Here is an 18,772-nt window from a genome sequence, read left to right on the forward strand (position 1 = left end):
TTTTATGAACATATCAAAAACAGGCAATTACACAATTTAAATTACAGGCTCTGTGGCCTCGATTCGCGCATCCCTGCGCTCAACGGTCCGCGAACCCACCCCGCACCGATTGCCAGTAAACTCAGGGTGTCGCTGCCCTCAACAAGACGCAACCAAATCTCTTTCTGATGGCGACCGTTTCGCAGCAAAGCGACACATAAGCCTGAGAGGGAGACCGTGACGGGGAAGATAAGCCGGGTGTCTGCCGCAGGGAGGCGGCAGCCAAGCCCCCAGGCATGGGGTCTATGGCGTCCCGGCGTTCAGCCCCGTCATGGTCTCCCATAACCGAAGCTATCAGCAGCGCCGTCCCTCTGTAATGGTCTCCGTCCTCGATCCCTGAAGCTAAGCTTCTACTGCGAAACGTTCGCCTTCTCCCCAATCCGCACCTCACCAACGCATCATCTGCACCATCACCGTGCGCTCAAACCTTGCAAATAATCCGGCTGAAACGTCAATCCAAGGCAATACCCCTTAGTGGGTAATCAGATTCTCTTATTTTACCGCCTGTTAGGCGGTCAGTAATAAGCCACTCGATTGTTTGTCAATTTCTGGCACGTCAATTGCAAAGATATATCAGTCAGAGTGAAAACTTATTACAAACGCCAGCTCAAACTGGCACTCGGGGATACGAGACGGAGGCAAAATGAACTTAAGACGACTGAAATATTTCGTGAAAATCGTCGATATCGGCAGCCTGACCCAGGCCGCTGAAGTCCTGCATATTGCACAGCCAGCGCTCAGCCAGCAGGTTGCCACGCTGGAAAATGAACTCGACCAGCAGCTGCTGATCCGCACCAAGCGCGGCGTCACGCCGACCGAAGCGGGTAAGATCCTGTATTCCCACGCTCGCACCATTTTGCGCCAGTGCGAACAGGCGCAGCTGGCGGTGGTCAACGCCGGCCAGGTCCTCACCGGGCAGGTCTCTATTGGGCTGGCACCGGGCACGGCCGCCTCTTCGCTGACCATGCCGCTGCTGCAAACGGTACGCGAACAGTTTCCCGAAGTGCTGGTCTATCTGCACGAAAACAGCGGTTCTTCACTAAACGAAAAAGTGATGAATGGACAGCTTGACATGGCGGTACTTTATGACCGTTCCCCAACTGCCGGTATTACCAGCATCCCGCTGCTGAAAGAAGAATTATATCTGGTTGGCACCACCGCCTGCCCAGGCCAGCACGTCGACCTCGCCGCCGTTGCCGAAATGAATTTGTTCCTGCCGCGCGACTATAGTGCCGTACGTAAACGTGTGGATGAAGCCTTCTCCCTGCGCCGCCTCAGTGCCCGAATTATCGGTGAAATTGAGTCCATCGCTACGCTGACCGCCGCCGTTTCCAGCGGAATGGGCGTTACCGTTCTACCGGAGTCCGCCGCACGTGCGCTGGTCACCTCGACTAACGCCTGGATGGCGCGGATCAGCAGCCCGACGCTGAATCTGCCTCTGTCGCTGAATGTTTCTTCCCGCCAGCCGCTGTCACCGTCAGCGCAGGCGGTAAAGAATATTTTACTGTCGCTGCTCAACAGACCGGTCGTTGAAGATCGCGAACTGATGCTGGTTGGTTAATCCCTCTGTGCCGGGCGCGCAGCCGCGCGCCTCACTTCTTCCTTATCGCTAAAAAGCATATAAAACCTCTTTTTATTATTTGTTGCTATCAATTTGCATCCTTAACATGAAGGAAACCAGCAAATAACAGAGGGAGGAAAGCGCGTGAATTTTCAGCAACTTAAAATCATTAAGGAAGCGGCACGCTGCGAGTTTAATCTCACCGAAGTGGCTAACGCGCTGTTCACCTCTCAGTCAGGAGTCAGCCGCCATATTCGCGATTTGGAAGATGAACTGGGGGTAGAGATTTTTATCCGCCGGGGAAAACGCCTGCTGGGGATGACTGAACCCGGCAAAGCGCTGTTGACCATCGCCGAGCGCATTCTCGATGAGGCAGGCAAAGTCCGCCGTCTGGCGGACGTGTTTACCAACGAATCCAGCGGCGTTCTGACTATCGCCACTACCCATACTCAGGCACGCTACAGCCTGCCGAAAGTGATTAAGGCGTTTCGCGCACTCTATCCGCACGTGCGGCTGGAGCTGAATCAGGGATCGCCACAGGAGATTGCTTCCATGCTGGTCGCCGGCGAGGCCGATATCGGCATCGCCAGTGAGCAGGTGGTGAATAATCCGGCGCTGGCGGCGTTCCCGTGGTTCAGCTGGCACCATGCGCTGCTGGTGCCAAAAGGCCACGAGCTGATCCAGCAGCAGCCGCTGACGCTGGCGACCCTCAGCCGCTATCCGCTGATCACTTATCGGCAGGGGATCACCGGACGCTCCCGGGTGGATCGCGCATTCCATGCCGCCAGCCTGAAGCCGGATATCGTCCTTAGCGCCCAGGACTCCGACGTAGTGAAAACCTACGTTGAGCTGGGGCTTGGGGTGGGCATCCTGGCCGACCAGGCCTGCCAGCTGGATGAAAACTCGGATCTGGTTCGCCTTGAGGCGCGACATCTGTTCGAGTCCAACACCGTCTGGCTGGGCCTGAAGCGCGGGCAGCTGCAGCGTAACTACGTCTGGCAGTTCCTGGAGCTGTGCAACGCGAATCTCTCTCTGGAAGAGATCAAGCGCCAGGCGCTGGCACTGAGCAACGAAGAAGAACCGGCTATCGACTTCCAGATCTGATCGCCGCCGTTTCAGCGGCACGGGTCGCCCAAAGAGCATCGCGCAGCCACTTGTGTGCGCGATCACCCTCCAATTGTCGATGCCAGAACGGACGATCGCCCTCCATCCGCGAATACCAGAGCAGGGCGACCGCCAGCTCAACCGCTAATCCAGCCCCAGAAGAGCATTCAGTTCAGCGATTTGCCGTTGCCACTGCTGCTGTAACTCCGGTTTCTGATGTCTGGGCCTGCGCGCCCGATCTTCTGCCAGTTTACTTTCCAGCTCCAGAAGCGCCGTCAGCCAGTGCTCCTCTTCGTTCGTTGCAATGACGGCCGTGGCTACCGGTGTTTTTTCTGGCATTGCGGAATCCGGCACCGGCGTATCGGCCAGCAGGGCGTAAACCGGCGCCAGACTGTGCCACTCCGCCAGCCGCTGCTGATGAATAAGCCAGTATCGGTTGCAGCTCTGCTCAATCAGCATCCGGTCGTGAGAAACCAGCAGTACCGCGCCGCTAAAGGTTTTTAACGTTTCCGCCAGCTCTTCTTTCCCTTCCATATCCAGATGGTTGGTTGGCTCATCCAGCAGCAGCAGCGAGTAGTTTGCCAGCGTCAGCCCGATAAACAGCAGCCTCGAACGCTCGCCGCCGCTCAGCGTGCTGACTTTTTGCTGATGGCGAAGATACGGAAAACCGGCGCCGATCAGCGCCATTTTCCGCTGCTCTTCGGTCAGCGGCGCAAAATTTGCCAGCGCATCCGACAGCGTGTCTTCATCCTGTAGCTGTTGCAGGCTCTGGTCGTAATACCCCGTACGCACTTTGGGATGGAAAATCACCCCATCACTCGCCGTTTCCATTCGGCAATATGACTGCCACAGACGTTGTAGCAGCGAGGATTTTCCGCAGCCGTTACGGCCGATCAGCGCAATACGGTCACCGCTCTTCACCCGGAGCTCACCGACTTCAAACAGCACCGGCGCGCCCGGCGCTGGCCGCACCTGAAAGCCAGAAAATGCCAGCACGCGATCCGCCGGTAAGGCTTCACCGCGAAGCCGCAGCTGCCACTGACTGCCTGCGGTGACATCGGTTTGCTCTTCCTTCATCCGGTCGACCTGCTTTTCCATTTGTTTGGCTTTACGCGCCAGGCCTTCGTTGTCGTAAACGCTGCCCCAGATGGCCAGCCGTTTGGCGCTTCTGGTTACGCGGTCAATCTCCTTCTGCTCGGATTGGCGGCGCAGTGCGTCTGCCGCATCTTTCTCCGCCAGCGCCCGGCGCGCCTGGGAGCAGGGGAGACGGATAAATTGCAGCCGGTTGTCGCGCAGAATCCAGGTACAGTTGGTGACGCTGTCCAGCAGGCTGCGATCGTGGGAAACCAGAACAAAACTGCCGTTCCAGTTTTGCAGAAACTGCTCAAGCCACAGCAGGGTGGGCAGGTCCAGATGGTTGCTCGGCTCATCCAGCAGCAGTAAATCCGGCTGACGGATCAGCGCACGTGCCAGCATCAGCCGCGTATGCTGCCCGCCGCTGAGCGTTCCGGCGGTCAGCGCCCAGCTATGTTCCTCAAAGCCCAGCGTCGCCAGCAGCACTTCGGCCTGCCAGCGTTCCGGCTGATGCAGGCTGCCGGGCAAAGGGTTCTGCACCGCATCGATCAGCGTCGCATCGTGCAATGCCGCAGGAAGATGCTGTTCTACCGTTGCCATAATGCAGTGGTTTGCCAGTGTGATCGTACCGGACAGGGCCGCCAGTTCTCCGTTAAGGATTTTCAGCAGGGTACTTTTTCCGCAGCCGTTATGGCCGATCAGCCCGATGCGGTCGCCTTTCTTCAGGCCGAACGAAATCTCGGTCAGCAAAGGTCCGAAGGCGTTATCGAAGGATAAGGATTGTGCAGATAATAATGTCATGGTGCTTACTCAAGTTTTACAGGCAAAGAGATGCCTCTCGTCAATAAAGCCGACGATAACCGGTAAGCCGGAGGGAAGTTCTCAGATTGTCAGTCAGCTTCGCTCAAGCTGGTTATCGCAGCACGATACCGGTAACGCTTGAGCGGTGACGATCGCTAAGGACGAGTGAAATTAAAAAAACTTCACGGGTCAGCATGGCAATCCTCCTTATGTAGTCTGTGGGTGAATGAGTGGGCTGATTATATTGGGGATTTCCGAATTGTGCCACTGTCGAAAATCCCCGCAGCGGGCCAGTGGGGCGGCAGAGAAAATTTACCAGCGCAGTTTACGGCCGGAATATTCCACAAAATGGTGGCCGCCTTTGCCACGGTAGGCGTCAAACTGGTCGACAATCCCGGTGGCGCTTTCTTCTACGGTCAGCGTGGCATTTTCGCCGCCCATATCGGTTTTCACCCAACCCGGATGAATGGACAACAGCGTCAGCTCCTGCTGCTCCGTCGCTTCCTGCAACCCGCGAGTCAGCATATTCAGCGCGGCTTTACTTGCGGAATAGAGCGGATAGGTTGCGATCTCATTCTCGTTGAGGCTGGAAAGCTCAGAGGTCATCAGCGCCAGCACGCCGGTGCGGTGATTCAGCAGCGGGATAAATTCAGCCGCGGTGCGAACGGGGGAAATGGCATTGGTTAACAGCAGCTGAATAATCTCTTCATCACTCGCCTGATGAATGTCCTGATGGTCGGGGCCAAACACGCCTGCATTGATAAATATCAGATCAAAATGGTGGGCGGAAAGCGTGTTTTTGACCGCTTCCCGGGCTGCGGATTGATTGATGTCCAGTGTGACCCATTCCACCGCTGCGGGGCTCTTTTCCGGAACCGCCCCTCGTGTTGTTGCCGTTACCTGCCAGCCACGCTTTACCAGTACGTCCACCACACCCAAACCGATGCCGCGTGAAGCGCCGACGATCAATGCTTTTTTAGAATCAGTCATATTCATCCTTTTATTTAATGCATTAACGTTAAGTTATCGCGTTGATTGCGTTCGAACGTGCGTTTCAGTATGGGTCAGCCTGCCGCAGGCAACAATGGACAGGTGTGCGATCTGCCCTGTTGGCGAGGTTTATTGTGAAGATGCTGCCATCGATCGCGCATTCCATGCCGCCAGCCTGAAGCAGGCTATCGAGGTCCGGAATCGATCGTAACGTCTTCGGCACGACACACTTCCCGCAGGCAGTCGCGCAGCCAGGCGTGTGCGCGATCGCCATCCATTCGCGGATGCCAGATCATCGATATTTTCATGGTCAGCGGCGGGAGGGGAAGGGGCAGGATGACGGTGCCGTGGCGCAGGTTCTGCGTGTAGCGCAACGGCACGGTGGCAATCAAATCCGATCCCCGTGCCAGCGCAATCGCGGCGGAAAAACCGTCAACAATCGCGATAATATCCCGTTCAAGGCCCAGCGCTGCCAGCGCCTCATCCGCTCTGCCTTTCAGCTCACCGCTGCGCCCGGTCAAAATATGTTCCCCTGCGGCATAGCGCGCCACGGTCAGCGGAACGTCCGCCAGCGGATGGCCTTCCCGCACCACCGCAATCAGCCGATCCTCAAACAGCAGACGGGTACGCAGTTCCGGCCCGGCTTCGGCGTCTACTACGCCAGTGACCAGATCGACGCTGCCGTCGCGCAGCGTCTGACTGCTGCGGGTCAGCTTGGGCACAAAGCGCAGCCGCACCCCGGGTGCTTCCCGGCGTACGCGGGCAACCAGCGCCGGGCCAAAGTTTTCCACAAAGCCATCACGGGTTTGCAGGGTGAAAATGCGATCCAACGTCGCCAGATCCAGCGCCGCCGCGGGGCGCAGCGCCGCTTCCGCCTCATCGACCAGGCGGGCAATATGCTGGTTTAGCTCCAGCGCGCGCGGCGTTGGCACCAGCCCGCGTCCGGCGCGCACCAGCAGCGGATCGCCGGTCACCTGCCGCAGACGTGCCAGCGAGCGGCTCATGGCGGAGGGGCTGAGCTGCAATCGGCGTGCGGCGGCCGCCACGCTGCCTTCGCTGAGCAGCGCATTGAGGGTAAAGAGGAGGTTCAGATCGGGTTTGCTCATACGCTGATGTTAGCACAGCGCAACAATGAGATGGCGTTACATGCACGAATAACCTGCAATTCGTGCATCTTCCGCCTTATCAGCAACGGGTTTAGGCTGCGGGTAAATCAATATGGAGAGGCATCCATGAGCCAGACCTGTTATCAATCTTCACCTTATTCATCCGCCGCGCTCTGCGCGCTGGCGCTGACCACCATGCTCTCCTCTATGAGCAGCAGCATCGCCAACATCGGCCTGCCCGCGCTTGCGGCGTTCTTTCACGCCTCGTTTTCCCAGGTCCAGTGGGTGGTACTGACATACCTGCTGGCGGTGACCGGTTCGGTGCTGGCAATGGGCTGGCTGAGCGATCGCTTTGGCCGCCAGCGACTGCTGGCCGCAGGTGTGCTGCTGTTCACTTTAGCTTCGCTGGCCTGCGGGCTGGCCGGTCACCTCGGCTGGCTGATTGCCGCGCGGCTGATCCAGGGGCTGGGGGGCGCAATCATGCTGGTGAACAGCCTCGCGCTGGTGGTGCAGGTGGTTCCGGCCGATCGCAGCGGGCGGGCAATGGGCGTGATGGGATCGCTGTCGGCGCTCGGCACCGCGATGGGACCGGCGTTTGGCGGCGTGCTGGTGGCGGCGTTTGGCTGGCGGGCGCTGTTTTTGATTAATCTGCTGCCCGGCCTGCTGCTGTGGTTGCTGATCCGGCACAGTCTGCTGTCGCCGAAGGGTTCCGCTTCTGACAAGGCAGGTGAAACCGCAGCAGTAACCACCGCGAAAGCCGGAAGTCCGGCATCGGTAATGCCAGCAGACACGGCAGCCATAGATCGTTCAGGCGCAACGGCTGATGCAGGCGTCATGCCACCTTCACCGTCAACGGCGGGGAGTAAGCTGAATCCGCTGCTGCGCCAGCGGGCGCTGATTGCCGGGCTGCTGCTCAGCCTGGTGGTGGCGGCGGTGATGATGACCACGATGGTGGTTGGGCCGTTTTATCTTGCCGCTGGCCTGCATCTCAGCCCGCGTCAGAGCGGTATGCTGATGGCGCTGGGGCCGCTGGTTGCCGTAGCCACGGGTCTGCCCGCCGGGCAGCTGGTGGATCGCATTGGTTCGCCCCGAGCCACCGCGTGTAGCCTGCTGGCGGTGGCGGCCGGATGCGGGCTGCTGACCGAACTGCCGCAGGCGATGGGCCGCAGCGGCTATGCCATCGGACTGATGCTGCTGACGGCAGGTTATGCGTTATTTCAGGCAGCCAACAATACCGCATTGCTGAAAGGGGCCGATCCGGCGCGGCGCGGGCGGGTTTCCGGCATGCTGAATCTGAGCCGCAATCTGGGATTTATCGCCGGTGCAGGGCTGATGGCGACAGTTTATGCCACGGCGGGGCGGGATCTTCCCGCGGTGGATGCGGCTTCGCGCGGGCTGAGCGTCACTTTTGGTCTGGCCGCCGGGATGGTATTGCTGGCGCTGATTGTCGTCCGGCCATGGCGAAATTCGCCCACGGCATAAAATTTCGTTTCGCCATCGAAAACCCTTTTCCGGGCGTATCCCTGCGCCGCATAGCGCAGCATACATTGCTCGCTCTCCGCTACATTGGATAACAGAGGATCGATAACCTATTCAGGAGTTGCCATGTTTGCATCACGTTTACGGGACGCCACCCTGCTGCGCCAGCAGGCCTTTTATGCCGGAGCCTGGCAGGGCGCGATTAATGGTGAAACGCTGCCGGTGATTAACCCGTCCAGCGGTGAAGTGCTCTGTACCATCCCTGCACTGGGTGCCGAAGAGACTCAGCGGGCGATTGACTATGCGGAAGCGGCACGCAAAAGCTGGGGCAAAACCACCAATGCCTCCCGCGCGCTTCTGCTGGAGAAATGGCATCAGCTGATCCTCGATAACGCTGACGATCTGGCGGTGATCATGACCGCCGAGCAGGGCAAGCCGCTGGCGGAAGCCAAAGGCGAAGTGCTCTACGGTGCCGGTTTCGTCAAGTGGTTTGCCGAAGAGGCGCGCCGCATCTACGGCGATACCATCCCCGCGCCGAGCGAAGATCGCCGTATTCTGGTGCTGAAGCAGCCGGTAGGCGTCGCGGCGGCCATCACGCCGTGGAACTTCCCGATTGCGATGATCACCCGTAAAGTCGCACCGGCACTGGCGGCGGGATGCCCGATTATCGTCAAGCCTTCCGAACTGACGCCGCTGTCGGCGCTGGCTCTGATTGAGCTGGCCCAGCGGGCCGGTATTCCGGCAGGTGTGCTACAGGTGGTGACCGGCCTGCCGAAAGAGATTGGCGAAACGCTGACCGGCAGCCGCACGGTGCGGAAAATCTCCTTCACCGGGTCCACCCGCGTGGGCCAGCTCCTGATGCAGCAGAGCGCCGACAGCCTCAAGCGCCTGAGCCTGGAGCTGGGTGGCAACGCGCCGCTCATCGTCTTTGACGATGCCGATCTCGATATCGCCATCAGCGGTATTATGATCAGCAAGTTCCGCAACGCCGGTCAGACCTGCGTCTGTGCCAACCGCATTCTGGTGCAGCGCGGCATCTATCCGCAGGTGGTGGAGCGCCTGCTGACCGAGGTGGCGAAGCTGAAGGTCGGTGACGGCTTCGCCGACGGCAGCACCATCGGCCCGCTGATCAACGCGGCGGCGGTAGCAAAAGTGAATGCCCATATTTCCGATGCCGAACAGCTTGGTGCGACGGTGCTGACCGGCGGCGTCAGCAGCGGCGATGGCACCTTTGTTGCGCCAACGGTTCTGGGTGACGTCACCACGCAAATGCGTATTGCCCACGAGGAAACTTTCGGCCCGGTTGCGCCGCTGTTTATTTTTGATACGGAAGAGGAAGCGATTAATATGGCGAACGATACGCCATTTGGTCTGGGTGCTTACTTCTTCACCGAAAATATACGCCGCGCATGGCGAGTCGGCGAAGCGCTGGAATTCGGAATGGTCGGATTTAATACAGGTTCCGTCTCGCTTGAGGTTGCGCCGTTTGGCGGCATAAAACTCTCGGGAATAGGCCGCGAAGGCTCCCGTTACGGTATTGAAGAATATCTGGAATCCAAGGCGTTCCATTTCGGCAGCTTGTAAATACTTTTTTTTAAATTCTTCGACGAAGCCCGCACCCCAAAATGGTGCGGGCTTTTTTATTTGTGATGGCTATCACTTAATCAAAATCAATATTGGCATTGCTCTTCTCTGGTGCAGTTTTAGTACCAGAATCACCATCATGGTGCGTTCATTTTGTGATGAAAATCATCTATTTAAATAGTCGGTTTAACTGTAAAAAATACCCCGCTATTACGGCACAAAATTTTTTTGACGTCTGTTTTACGCATTTTTATTTTTTAGCTGACTGGCATACTTTCTGCATTACTTAATACAAAGGCGAATAACCAAAGCCGAAAACATTGTTAGTCAGCCAGCCAGATAAGGCGCCGATAAATAATCTTCCGGCCCGATCTGAATAAGGATTCAACATGCTAAGTTTTGACCCGGAAAAAATAGCATTACCCGCAGGGCACTACATTAACGGCCAGCATCAGGCCGGAGAAGGCAGTGCGCTGCTGGTGAATCGTCCTTCCGACGGCCTGCCTGCCGGGCAGCTGTATGAAGCCGACGCGCAGAAGGTGGATGAAGCAGTCAGCATTGCGGATCGCTCGGTGCGCGAAAGCGGCTGGGCCAGCTGCCCGCCGCGCCAGCGCGGTGCGGTACTGCGGCGCTGGGCCGACCTAATCGCCAGCGACACCCAGCTGGCGCAGCTGGAATCGCTGGGATCGACCCGCCCGATCAGCGACGTGATTAACCATGAAATCCCGTTTACCGCCGAAGCCATTCGCTTCTATGCCGAATGTGCCGATAAATACAGCGGCGATGTGCTGCCAACCCGCGATGCCAGCCTTGGCATGCTGGTGCCGGAACCTTACGGCGTGATCGGGGCGATTACCCCGTGGAACTTCCCGCTGTCAATGGCGTCCTGGAAATGCGGCCCGGCGCTGGCAGCAGGAAATGCCGTGGTGCTGAAACCGTCCGAGCTGACGCCGTTCTCTACCGTGCGTATGGCCGAGCTGGCCGTGCAGGCGGGCCTGCCCGCGGGCGTACTGAATATCGTGCAGGGCGGTGGTGCTGTCACCGGCAGCGCGCTGGTCGCCCACCCGCTGGTGCGCAAAGTCTCCTTTACCGGTTCGACCGCCACCGGGGCGCGCATTATGAGCGACGCCGCGTTTAACGGCATGAAGCCGGTGACCCTCGAACTGGGCGGCAAAAGCCCGCAGCTGGTGTTTGACGACGCGGGCGATATTGATGAAGTCGCCGGACGTATTTTGCGCGGCTTTACCGCCAACGGCGGCCAGGCCTGCGTGGCCGGTACACGGCTTATCGTCCAGCGCGGTATCGCCGATGCGCTGGTCAGCAAACTGATCGAACTGTGCCAGTGCTTCCGTCCCGGTGTGACCTGGGATGAGAACAGCCGCTACGCGCCGATGATTGATGCCCGCCAGGCAGCGAAAGTGGCCTCGGTGGTGAGTAGCGCGCGCCAGCAGGGTGCCGAAGTGCTGGTCGGTGGTGAACGTTTTGCCGATACCGGCGAAGGCTACTTCTGGCAGCCCACGCTGCTCAGCGCCGTCAGCAACGATAACCCGGCGGTGCAGGAAGAGATCTTCGGGCCGGTACTGACCGTGCAGATCTTCGACGACGAAGCCGAAGGCCTGGCGTTGGCATCACACCCGACCTACGGACTGTGCGCCGGGGTGCATACCAAAAATATTGACCGCGCCCTGCGCGCGATGCGCGGAATCGCCGCCGGTACGGTGTGGATCAACCGCTACGGTCGCTCCGGCGACTTCATTATCCCAACCGGTGGCTTCCACGGCTCCGGCATTGGCAAGGATTTAGGTCGCCAGGCGTTTGAAGCCTGCCAGCGCTATAAAAGCGTGCTGATCGACTTCTGAAACCCTTAACTCAACACCGAACTCTGAAGAGGTAGCGTAATGGCTGTGTTCAAACCGAAATTTATCACCTTCGACTGCTACGGCACGCTGATCAACTTCGATATGGCCGGTGCAGCTGCCGCCATCTTCGCCGATCGCATCAGCCCCGAGCGGATGAGGGCGTTCACCGACGACTTCTCATCCTACCGTCAGGATGAAGTGCTCGGCGCGTTTAAGCTCTATCCGCTGGTGGTCGCAAACGCGCTGTTCCGCACCGCAAACAAGTGGGGCGTGGAATGCACCCAGGCCGACTGCGACGCGGTTATGACGGCCTGCGCCACCTGGGGTCCGCATCCTGATGTCCCGGCTGGTTTGGCGAAAGTGGCGAAGGAATTCCCGCTGGTGCTGCTGACCAACTCCACCGATGAACTGATTAAAAACCATATCCCACGCCTGGGTGCGCCAATCCATATGACCATCACGGCGGAAGAAGTGGGGGCCTACAAGCCGCAGATGAAAGGCTTTGAGTACATGCTCAACAAGCTGAACTGTGGACCGGAAGAGATCCTGCACGTCTCCAGCAGCCTGCGCTATGACCTGATGACCGCGTATGACCTGGGCATTAAAAACAAAGTGTTCGTTAACCGCGGGCACGGACCGGCCAACCCGGCCTATGAATACACCGAAATCAGCGATATTGGCGGTCTTCCGGGCGTTGTAGGGCTGTAAGGCACAGAGGAACAGGCGATGAAACTGGAATCATTCTGGCAGGCAACCGCACCCGAGTTTACCGGTGCGACCGTTGGCGACTTACCGGCCACGGCGGATGTGGTGGTGATTGGCGGCGGCTTTACCGGCATCTCTGCCGCGCTGAATCTGGCGCGCAGCGGCGTTAACGTGGTGGTGCTGGAAGCGGGGCAGGTGATGAGCCAGGCTTCGGGCCGCAACGGCGGCCACTGCAATACCGGCGTGGCGCAGAACTTTTCTGCGCTGGTGGCAAGCCAGGGCGTTGAGCAGGCGACCCGCTACTATCGCGCCTTCGCTGACGCGGTGGACTACGTGCAGAGCGTGGTGGTGGATGAGCAGATCGACTGCGATTTTCGCCGCTGCGGCAAGCTGAAGCTGGCCAGCAAAGCGTCGCATCTGCCGTCGCTGGTCGCAGCCTGCGAGATGATGAAGCGCCATGTTGACCCGGATGTGGAAATTCTCAGCCGCGAGGATGTGCGGCGTGAAATTGATTCACCCGATTTTCACGGTGGCCTGCTGCAGCAGCACGGCGGCCAGATGCATATGGGTAAATTTGGCGTCGGGCTGGCGGAAGCCGCCGCGCGCGCCGGGGCAGCCATCTATCCGCACACCGCGGTGACCGGACTGACCCGACTTAACGGTTATCGCCACCGTGTCAGTACCGCGAAGGGCGACATCGTGGCAGAAAAAGTGCTGATGGCCACCGGTTGCTCCAACATCGGTCCGTTTGAATGGTTCCAGCGCCGCATTATTCCGGTGGGCAGTTTCGTCGTGGTGACTGCCCCACTGGAAGAACGCGTGCTGAACCGCCTGCTGCCGGGCGATCGCACCTATGTGACCTCGCTGAATCTGGGCAACTACATGCGTACCACTGCCGACCGTCGTCTGGTGTTTGGTGGCCGTGCACGCTTCGCCATTAGCAGCCCGACCTCCGATGCCCGCAGCGGCGATGTACTGAAGGCCGGTATGCAGAAGATGTTTCCTTCCCTCGGTCATGTGCCGATCGACTACTGCTGGGGCGGACTGGTGGATATGACCGCCGACCGCCTGCCGCACGCGGGGGAACACGAAGGGGTGTTCTACTCGCTGGGCTACAGCGGTCACGGTACGCAGATGTCGGTGTGGATGGGGCGGGTGATGGCCGACCTGGTAGCAGAAAAGGCCAACAACAATCCATGGCAGCGCAGCAGCTGGCCCGCGGTTCCCGGCTACTTTGGGAAACCGTGGTTCCTGCCGGTAGCAGGCCTGTATTACAAGGCTAAGGATCGGCTCTCCTGATGACCACCGGTTTGGGCCGCGCAGTGTCGCCGCCCGAATCAGGCAGGTTATCGCAGATTAACAACGCTTTAGGGGTGTACTGATGAGTAAATTTCGCAAAGAATTTAGCCATGCCAACCCGTCCTTAACCCAGGCCATTACGGATGTGTCTCTCTCTCGCCGCAGCATGATGAAACTGCTGTCGGCGGGCGCGGTGATGAGCACCGGCCTGATTGGCTTCCCGGAGTTCAGCTATGCGGCCGAAACCCCGGTACTGGGCGGCAAGCTGCGTGCAGCGGTCGCTAATGCCTCGGCCAGCGACACGCTCGATCCGGCCAAAGGCAGCAACAGCGGCGACTACTGCCGTCTGTTTATGTTCTACAGCGGCCTGACCGAACTGGATAAAGACCTGAAGGCGCAGCCTGCGCTGGCGGAAAGCATTGAAAGCAGCGACGGTCTGACCTGGCAGGTGAAACTGCGCCAGGGCGTGACCTTCCACAACGGCAAGGCGCTGACCGCAGAAGACGTGATTTACTCCCTGAGCCGCCATAAAGATCCGGCGGTGGCGTCAACGGCCATCACCCTGGCCGGACAGATGAAAGAATTCAAAGCGGTCAGCCCGTCTGAAGTGCAGATCGTGCTGGAGCAGGCCAACTTCGACCTGCCGTCAATTCTGGCGACCAGCTCCTTCCTGATCGTACCGGACGGCACCAAAGACTTTACTAAAGCCATCGGTACCGGTCCGTTCACCCTGAAAGAGTTCCAGCCGGGTGTGCGCACCGTCGGCAGCAAAAACAAAAATTACTATAAGCCGGGCCTGCCGCGCCTGGACGAAGTGGAACTGATGGGCGTGACCGATCCGGCCGCGCGCGTGAATGCCCTGATGTCCGGCGATCTGCAAATGGTGTCGACCCTGTCGGCCAACGACGTCAAGCGCCTGAAGCAGAACGGCAAGTTCAACGTGCTGGAAAGTAAATCCGGCATGTACAGCGACCTGATCATCCGCACCGATACCACCCCGGGCAATAACGCCGACTTCGTGCTGGCGATGAAGTATCTACAGCCGCGCGAAATGATCGTCAAAACCGTGCTGCAGGGCTTCGGCGATGTCGGTAACGATACTCCGGTTCCGCCGTGGCATCCGATGTTCAACAAAGAGCTGCCGCAGCGTCCGCTGGATATCGACAAAGCGAAGTTCCACCTGAAAAAAGCCAACATGGTCGGCGCGAAAGTGGAAATCATCACCACGCCGAACATCGAAGGGGCCGTTGAGGGTGGCCAGCTGATCCAGCAGATTGCCCGCTCGGCCGGTCTGAACGTCTCCGTGCGTCGCGTGCCGTATGACGGCTACTGGTCATCACACTGGATGAAAGATCCGGTGGGTTACGGCTCGGTCAACCCGCGCCCGACGCTGGATATGCTGTTCTCCCAGTTCTACCTTTCCACCGCGCCGTGGAACGAGTCCGGTTGGAAAAACGAGCAGTTCGACCAGCTGGTGGCCGCCGCGCGTGGCGAAAGCGACCAGGGCAAACGCAAGCAGATGTATGGCGACATGCAGAAGCTGGTGTATGACAACTGTGGCACGCTGATCCCGGCCTTTATCAGTTCGATGGACGGCTGTAGTAACAAAGTGAAAGGGGTTGAGGCCTGGCCGTCAGGAATGATGATGGGCTATCGCTTCCACGAGTTTGCCTGGCTCGCTTCCTGATATGGAGAACGGCGATGAATCGGTACATTTTCAAACTGATATTCCGGCGCGTAGGGTCGGGTTTTCTTACGCTGCTGATCGTCTCAATGCTGGTGTTCTTTATCACCAGCATGCTGCCGGGCGATGCAGCACAAATGATCCTTGGCCAGTCAGCTACCCCGGAAACGGTGGCGGCGCTGCGCCAACAGCTGGGTCTGGATCAGCCGCTGATTGCGCGTTACTTCGGCTGGCTGGCCGGAATGCTTCAGGGCGATTTTGGTACCTCGTTCGCCAGTAATCTGCCGGTCAGCCAGCTGGTGTCGCAGCGTATTCCGGCGACCTTCCAGCTGGCGGCCACCACCACCGTGGTGTCGGTGCCGGTGGCGCTGTTTATCGGCATCACCGCAGCCATGAAACGCGGTTCGATGCTGGACCGCGCGTTAGTGGTCGGCACCATGTCGGTGGTGGCAGTACCGGAGTTTTTGGTGGCGACCGTTGCCGTGCTGATTTTTGCGGTGAAGTTACAGTGGGTCCCGGCGATGTCGCTGGGTTCCACCCACCAGGATTTCCTTGGTTTCCTGCGCACCTTCGCGCTGCCGGTGGTGACGCTGTGCTGCGTAGTGGTGGCACAGATGGCGCGTATGACCCGCGCCGCCATCGTCAACCAGATGGACAGCCCTTACCTGGAAATGACCCTGCTGAAAGGTGTTTCGCCGCTGCGCGCCATGCTGCGGCACGCGCTGCCTAATGCCGTAGGGCCGATTGCCAACGCCATCTCGCTGAGCCTGTCCTATCTGTTCGGCGGGGTAATCATTATCGAAAGCATCTTCAGCTATCCTGGCGTCGCCAGCCAGCTGGTGGATGCGGTAAGCAACCGCGATCTGCCCGTGGTCCAGCTGTGCGTGATGTTCTTCGCTTGCTGCTACCTGGTGCTGCTGCTGGCCGCGGATGTGCTGACCATTGCGTTTAATCCTAAGTGGAGGGGCTGATGAACACACTCACGCTGCCGTGGCGCTTCTTTCAATCTCTCAACATCAGCGGCCGCATTGGCCTGCTGATCGCCCTGTTCTGGATCGTTATGGCGATATTCGGTGGCTCGCTGGCCCCGCATAACGTCGAGGATATCGGTGCCGGTCCGCTGTTTGGCGATATCAGCCGGGAGTTCTGGTTTGGCACCGACTATCTGGGCCGCGATATCTTCAGCCGCGTGCTGGTTGGCGCACGCTACTCGATTGGCCTGGCGCTGACGGCCGCCGTTCTTGCCAGCCTGGTGGGTACGCTGCTGGCGCTGCTGGCTGCGGTCGCCGGTCGCTGGCTGGAAGAGGTGCTGGGCCGTATCAACGATGCGATGCTGGTGCTGCCGGGGAAAATTCTGGCGCTGATGATCGTTGCGGTGTTCGGTTCATCGCTGCCGATGCTGATCCTGACGGCGGTGATCACCTACTGGCCGGGTGCCTACCGTATTGCCTACGCCATGGCGTCCAGCCTGCGTTCAATGGACTACGTGCAGGCATCAAGACTGCGCGGCGAGAGCCGCCTTTACGTGGCGATCCACGATATTTTACCGAATATGCTGCACCCGATGCTGACTGACTTCGGCCTGCGTTTTGTCTACATCGTGCTGATGCTCAGCGGCCTGAGCTTCCTCGGCCTGGGCGTGCAGCCGCCGTATGCCGACTGGGGCACGCTGGTGCGTGAAAATCTTCAGGGGCTGTTTGACGGCTCCCCGGCGGTGCTGATGCCAGCGGTGGCGATTGCCAGCCTGACTATCAGTGCCAATCTGTTTATCGACAGCCTGCAGGCAATGCGCCCGCTGACGCTGGCTAAGGGGACCGCATGAATATTACGCCACACAGCGCCACGCCGATGGTGTCCGTCGAAAACCTGAAGGTGACGGCCAACAGCGACGACGGCCGGGAAATCACCCTGGTTTCCGATATTCGTTTTACCGTACAGAAAGGGGAAGTGCTGGCGCTGATCGGTGAGTCCGGCTCCGGCAAAACCACCATCGCGCTGGCGCTGATGGGCTATGCCCGCCACGGCTGCCAGATCGCCGGCGGTACCGTGCACGTGGCCGGCACCGACGTCACCTCGCTCACGCCATCCCAGCTTTGCCAATTTCGCGGAAATAAAGTCGCCTATATCGCACAGAGCGCGGCGGCCTCGTTTAACCCGGCGATGAAAATTATGGACCAGGTGGTGGAACCGGTCGTCATCCACGGGGTGATGAAGCGCGCCGATGCTGAGAAAAAAGCGGTGGAGCTGTTCCGCGAGCTGGCACTGCCGAACCCGGAAACCATCGGCGAGCGCTATCCGCACCAGGTCTCGGGCGGCCAGCTGCAGCGCCTGATGACCGCGATGGCGCTGATCAGCGACCCGGACGTGGTGATCCTCGATGAACCCACCACCGCGCTGGATGTGACTACCCAGGTGGAAGTGCTGAAAACCTTCCGCCGCGTGGTGCGCCAGCGCGGCACCACCGCCATCTACGTCAGCCACGATCTGGCGGTGGTGGCGCAGATGGCCGATAAAATTCTGGTGCTGCTGAAGGGCAATATCGCCGAATACGGCACCACCGAGCAGCTGCTGCGTGCGCCGCAGGCCGAGTACAGCCATCAGCTGCTGGAAGCCGCCCGGCAGAAACCACGCCTTAGCCCGTGGCTGTCGGCCAGCGAAGCCGAGCAGCCGCTGTTGCAGGTACGCGAGCTGTCGGCGGGCTATGGTCCGCTGGACGCCGAGGGCCAGCCGAAAGTGAAAATTTTGCAGGATATCAACTTCAGCCTGTACCGCGGCCAGGCCATCGGTATTATCGGTGAGTCCGGATCGGGGAAAACCACCCTGGCCCATGCGATTGCCGGGATGAACAAGCCCTGCGGCGGCCACATTCTGTTTAACGGTCACTATATCGAAGGCGATATGCACAAGCGGCCGGAAAACGAGCTGCGTCGCATTCAGTATGTGTTCCAGATGGCCGATACCGCGCTGAACCCGGCGCACAGTATTGAAACCATCCTCAAGCGGCCGCTGAAACTGTTCCACGGCCTGCGCGGCCCGGCGCTGGAGCGCAGAATGCTGGAGCTGCTGGATCTGGTTCGCCTGCCGCGCAGCGTACTGTGGCGTCGTCCGTGGTCGCTCTCCGGCGGTCAGAAGCAGCGCGTGAACCTTGCGCGCGCGCTGGCGGCCGAACCGGACCTGATCCTCTGTGACGAGGTGACATCCGCGCTGGATACCGTGGTTGCGGCGGCGGTGCTGGATCTGATCACCGAGCTGCGCCGTGAGCTGGGCCTGTCGGTGTTGTTTATCAGCCATGATTTGCACGCCGTTCGTTCAGTGTGTGACGAGATTATCGTGGTGAAAAATGGCCGCATGGTGACGCAGGTCGCGCGTGAAGATTACGACAAGCCATCCACCGAGCTGTACTACGAGCGGCTGAAGCGCGCAGTGCCGGAACTGCGCCAGGGCTGGCTGGATGAGCACGAAGAGAGCGATATCGCGCTCTGAATGA

At 59.4% G+C, this 18,772-nt stretch carries 14 protein-coding genes; 11 read left to right on the forward strand and 3 right to left on the reverse strand.

What is annotated here, in order from left to right; translation table 11 throughout:
• The first annotated feature begins 682 nt into the window (after window positions 1–682).
• On the forward strand, window positions 683–1,600 hold the full coding sequence (nac, locus tag IBT46_RS25345; RefSeq protein WP_105594829.1) for a nitrogen assimilation transcriptional regulator NAC: 918 nt from the start codon (window positions 683–685) through the stop codon (window positions 1,598–1,600).
• Between the two features lie 144 nt (window positions 1,601–1,744).
• A complete protein-coding gene (cbl, locus tag IBT46_RS25350; RefSeq protein ID WP_200547918.1) occupies window positions 1,745–2,704 on the forward strand; it encodes an HTH-type transcriptional regulator Cbl in 960 nt (319 codons plus the stop codon).
• A gap of 144 nt (window positions 2,705–2,848) precedes the next feature.
• On the opposite strand, the gene IBT46_RS25355 is transcribed toward cbl, so the two are convergent.
• From IBT46_RS25355 to IBT46_RS25365, 3 genes are all read right to left on the reverse strand, one after another.
• Window positions 2,849–4,579: an ABC-F family ATP-binding cassette domain-containing protein gene (locus IBT46_RS25355; protein ID WP_200547919.1), complete on the reverse strand. Its 1,731-nt coding sequence runs from the start codon at window positions 4,577–4,579 to the stop codon at window positions 2,849–2,851.
• Window positions 4,580–4,891: 312 nt separating this feature from the next.
• Window positions 4,892–5,569: an SDR family oxidoreductase gene (locus IBT46_RS25360; RefSeq protein ID WP_200547920.1), complete on the reverse strand. Its 678-nt coding sequence runs from the start codon at window positions 5,567–5,569 to the stop codon at window positions 4,892–4,894.
• A 185-nt stretch (window positions 5,570–5,754) separates the two neighbouring features.
• Window positions 5,755–6,675 (reverse strand): LysR family transcriptional regulator, encoded by a 921-nt coding sequence (locus tag IBT46_RS25365; RefSeq protein ID WP_200547921.1) that lies wholly within the window; start codon window positions 6,673–6,675, stop codon window positions 5,755–5,757.
• 126 nt (window positions 6,676–6,801) lie between these two features.
• Here IBT46_RS25365 and IBT46_RS25370 point away from each other — a divergent pair, with 126 nt between their 5' ends.
• From IBT46_RS25370 to IBT46_RS25410, 9 genes are all read left to right on the forward strand, one after another.
• Window positions 6,802–8,157, forward strand: a complete 1,356-nt coding sequence (locus tag IBT46_RS25370) for an MFS transporter (RefSeq protein WP_200547922.1) — start codon at window positions 6,802–6,804, stop codon at window positions 8,155–8,157.
• 123 nt (window positions 8,158–8,280) lie between these two features.
• Window positions 8,281–9,738, forward strand: a complete 1,458-nt coding sequence (locus IBT46_RS25375; RefSeq protein WP_200547923.1) for an NAD-dependent succinate-semialdehyde dehydrogenase — start codon at window positions 8,281–8,283, stop codon at window positions 9,736–9,738.
• A 389-nt stretch (window positions 9,739–10,127) separates the two neighbouring features.
• Window positions 10,128–11,597, forward strand: a complete 1,470-nt coding sequence (locus IBT46_RS25380; RefSeq protein WP_105594836.1) for an aldehyde dehydrogenase — start codon at window positions 10,128–10,130, stop codon at window positions 11,595–11,597.
• Window positions 11,598–11,636: 39 nt separating this feature from the next.
• Entirely contained in the window at window positions 11,637–12,305 is a 669-nt protein-coding gene (locus IBT46_RS25385; protein WP_200547924.1) for a haloacid dehalogenase type II, read from the forward strand.
• A gap of 18 nt (window positions 12,306–12,323) precedes the next feature.
• Window positions 12,324–13,601, forward strand: coding sequence for an FAD-binding oxidoreductase (locus tag IBT46_RS25390; protein WP_200547925.1), 1,278 nt, complete (start codon window positions 12,324–12,326; stop codon window positions 13,599–13,601).
• An 82-nt stretch (window positions 13,602–13,683) separates the two neighbouring features.
• Complete coding sequence (locus tag IBT46_RS25395) at window positions 13,684–15,288, forward strand: ABC transporter substrate-binding protein (protein ID WP_200547926.1); 1,605 nt, start codon at window positions 13,684–13,686, stop codon at window positions 15,286–15,288.
• Window positions 15,289–15,302: 14 nt separating this feature from the next.
• Window positions 15,303–16,256: an ABC transporter permease gene (locus IBT46_RS25400; protein WP_200547927.1), complete on the forward strand. Its 954-nt coding sequence runs from the start codon at window positions 15,303–15,305 to the stop codon at window positions 16,254–16,256.
• On the forward strand, window positions 16,256–17,107 hold the full coding sequence (locus tag IBT46_RS25405) for an ABC transporter permease (RefSeq protein ID WP_200547928.1): 852 nt from the start codon (window positions 16,256–16,258) through the stop codon (window positions 17,105–17,107). Before IBT46_RS25400 ends, IBT46_RS25405 begins: the two co-directional genes overlap by 1 nt.
• Window positions 17,104–18,768: an ABC transporter ATP-binding protein gene (locus IBT46_RS25410; protein WP_200547929.1), complete on the forward strand. Its 1,665-nt coding sequence runs from the start codon at window positions 17,104–17,106 to the stop codon at window positions 18,766–18,768. The genes IBT46_RS25405 and IBT46_RS25410 overlap by 4 nt, the downstream gene beginning before the upstream one ends.
• Window positions 18,769–18,772 lie beyond the last annotated feature (4 nt).

This window comes from Erwinia sp. S38 (assembly GCF_016624545.1).
Lineage (GTDB): Bacteria > Pseudomonadota > Gammaproteobacteria > Enterobacterales > Enterobacteriaceae > Erwinia > Erwinia coffeiphila.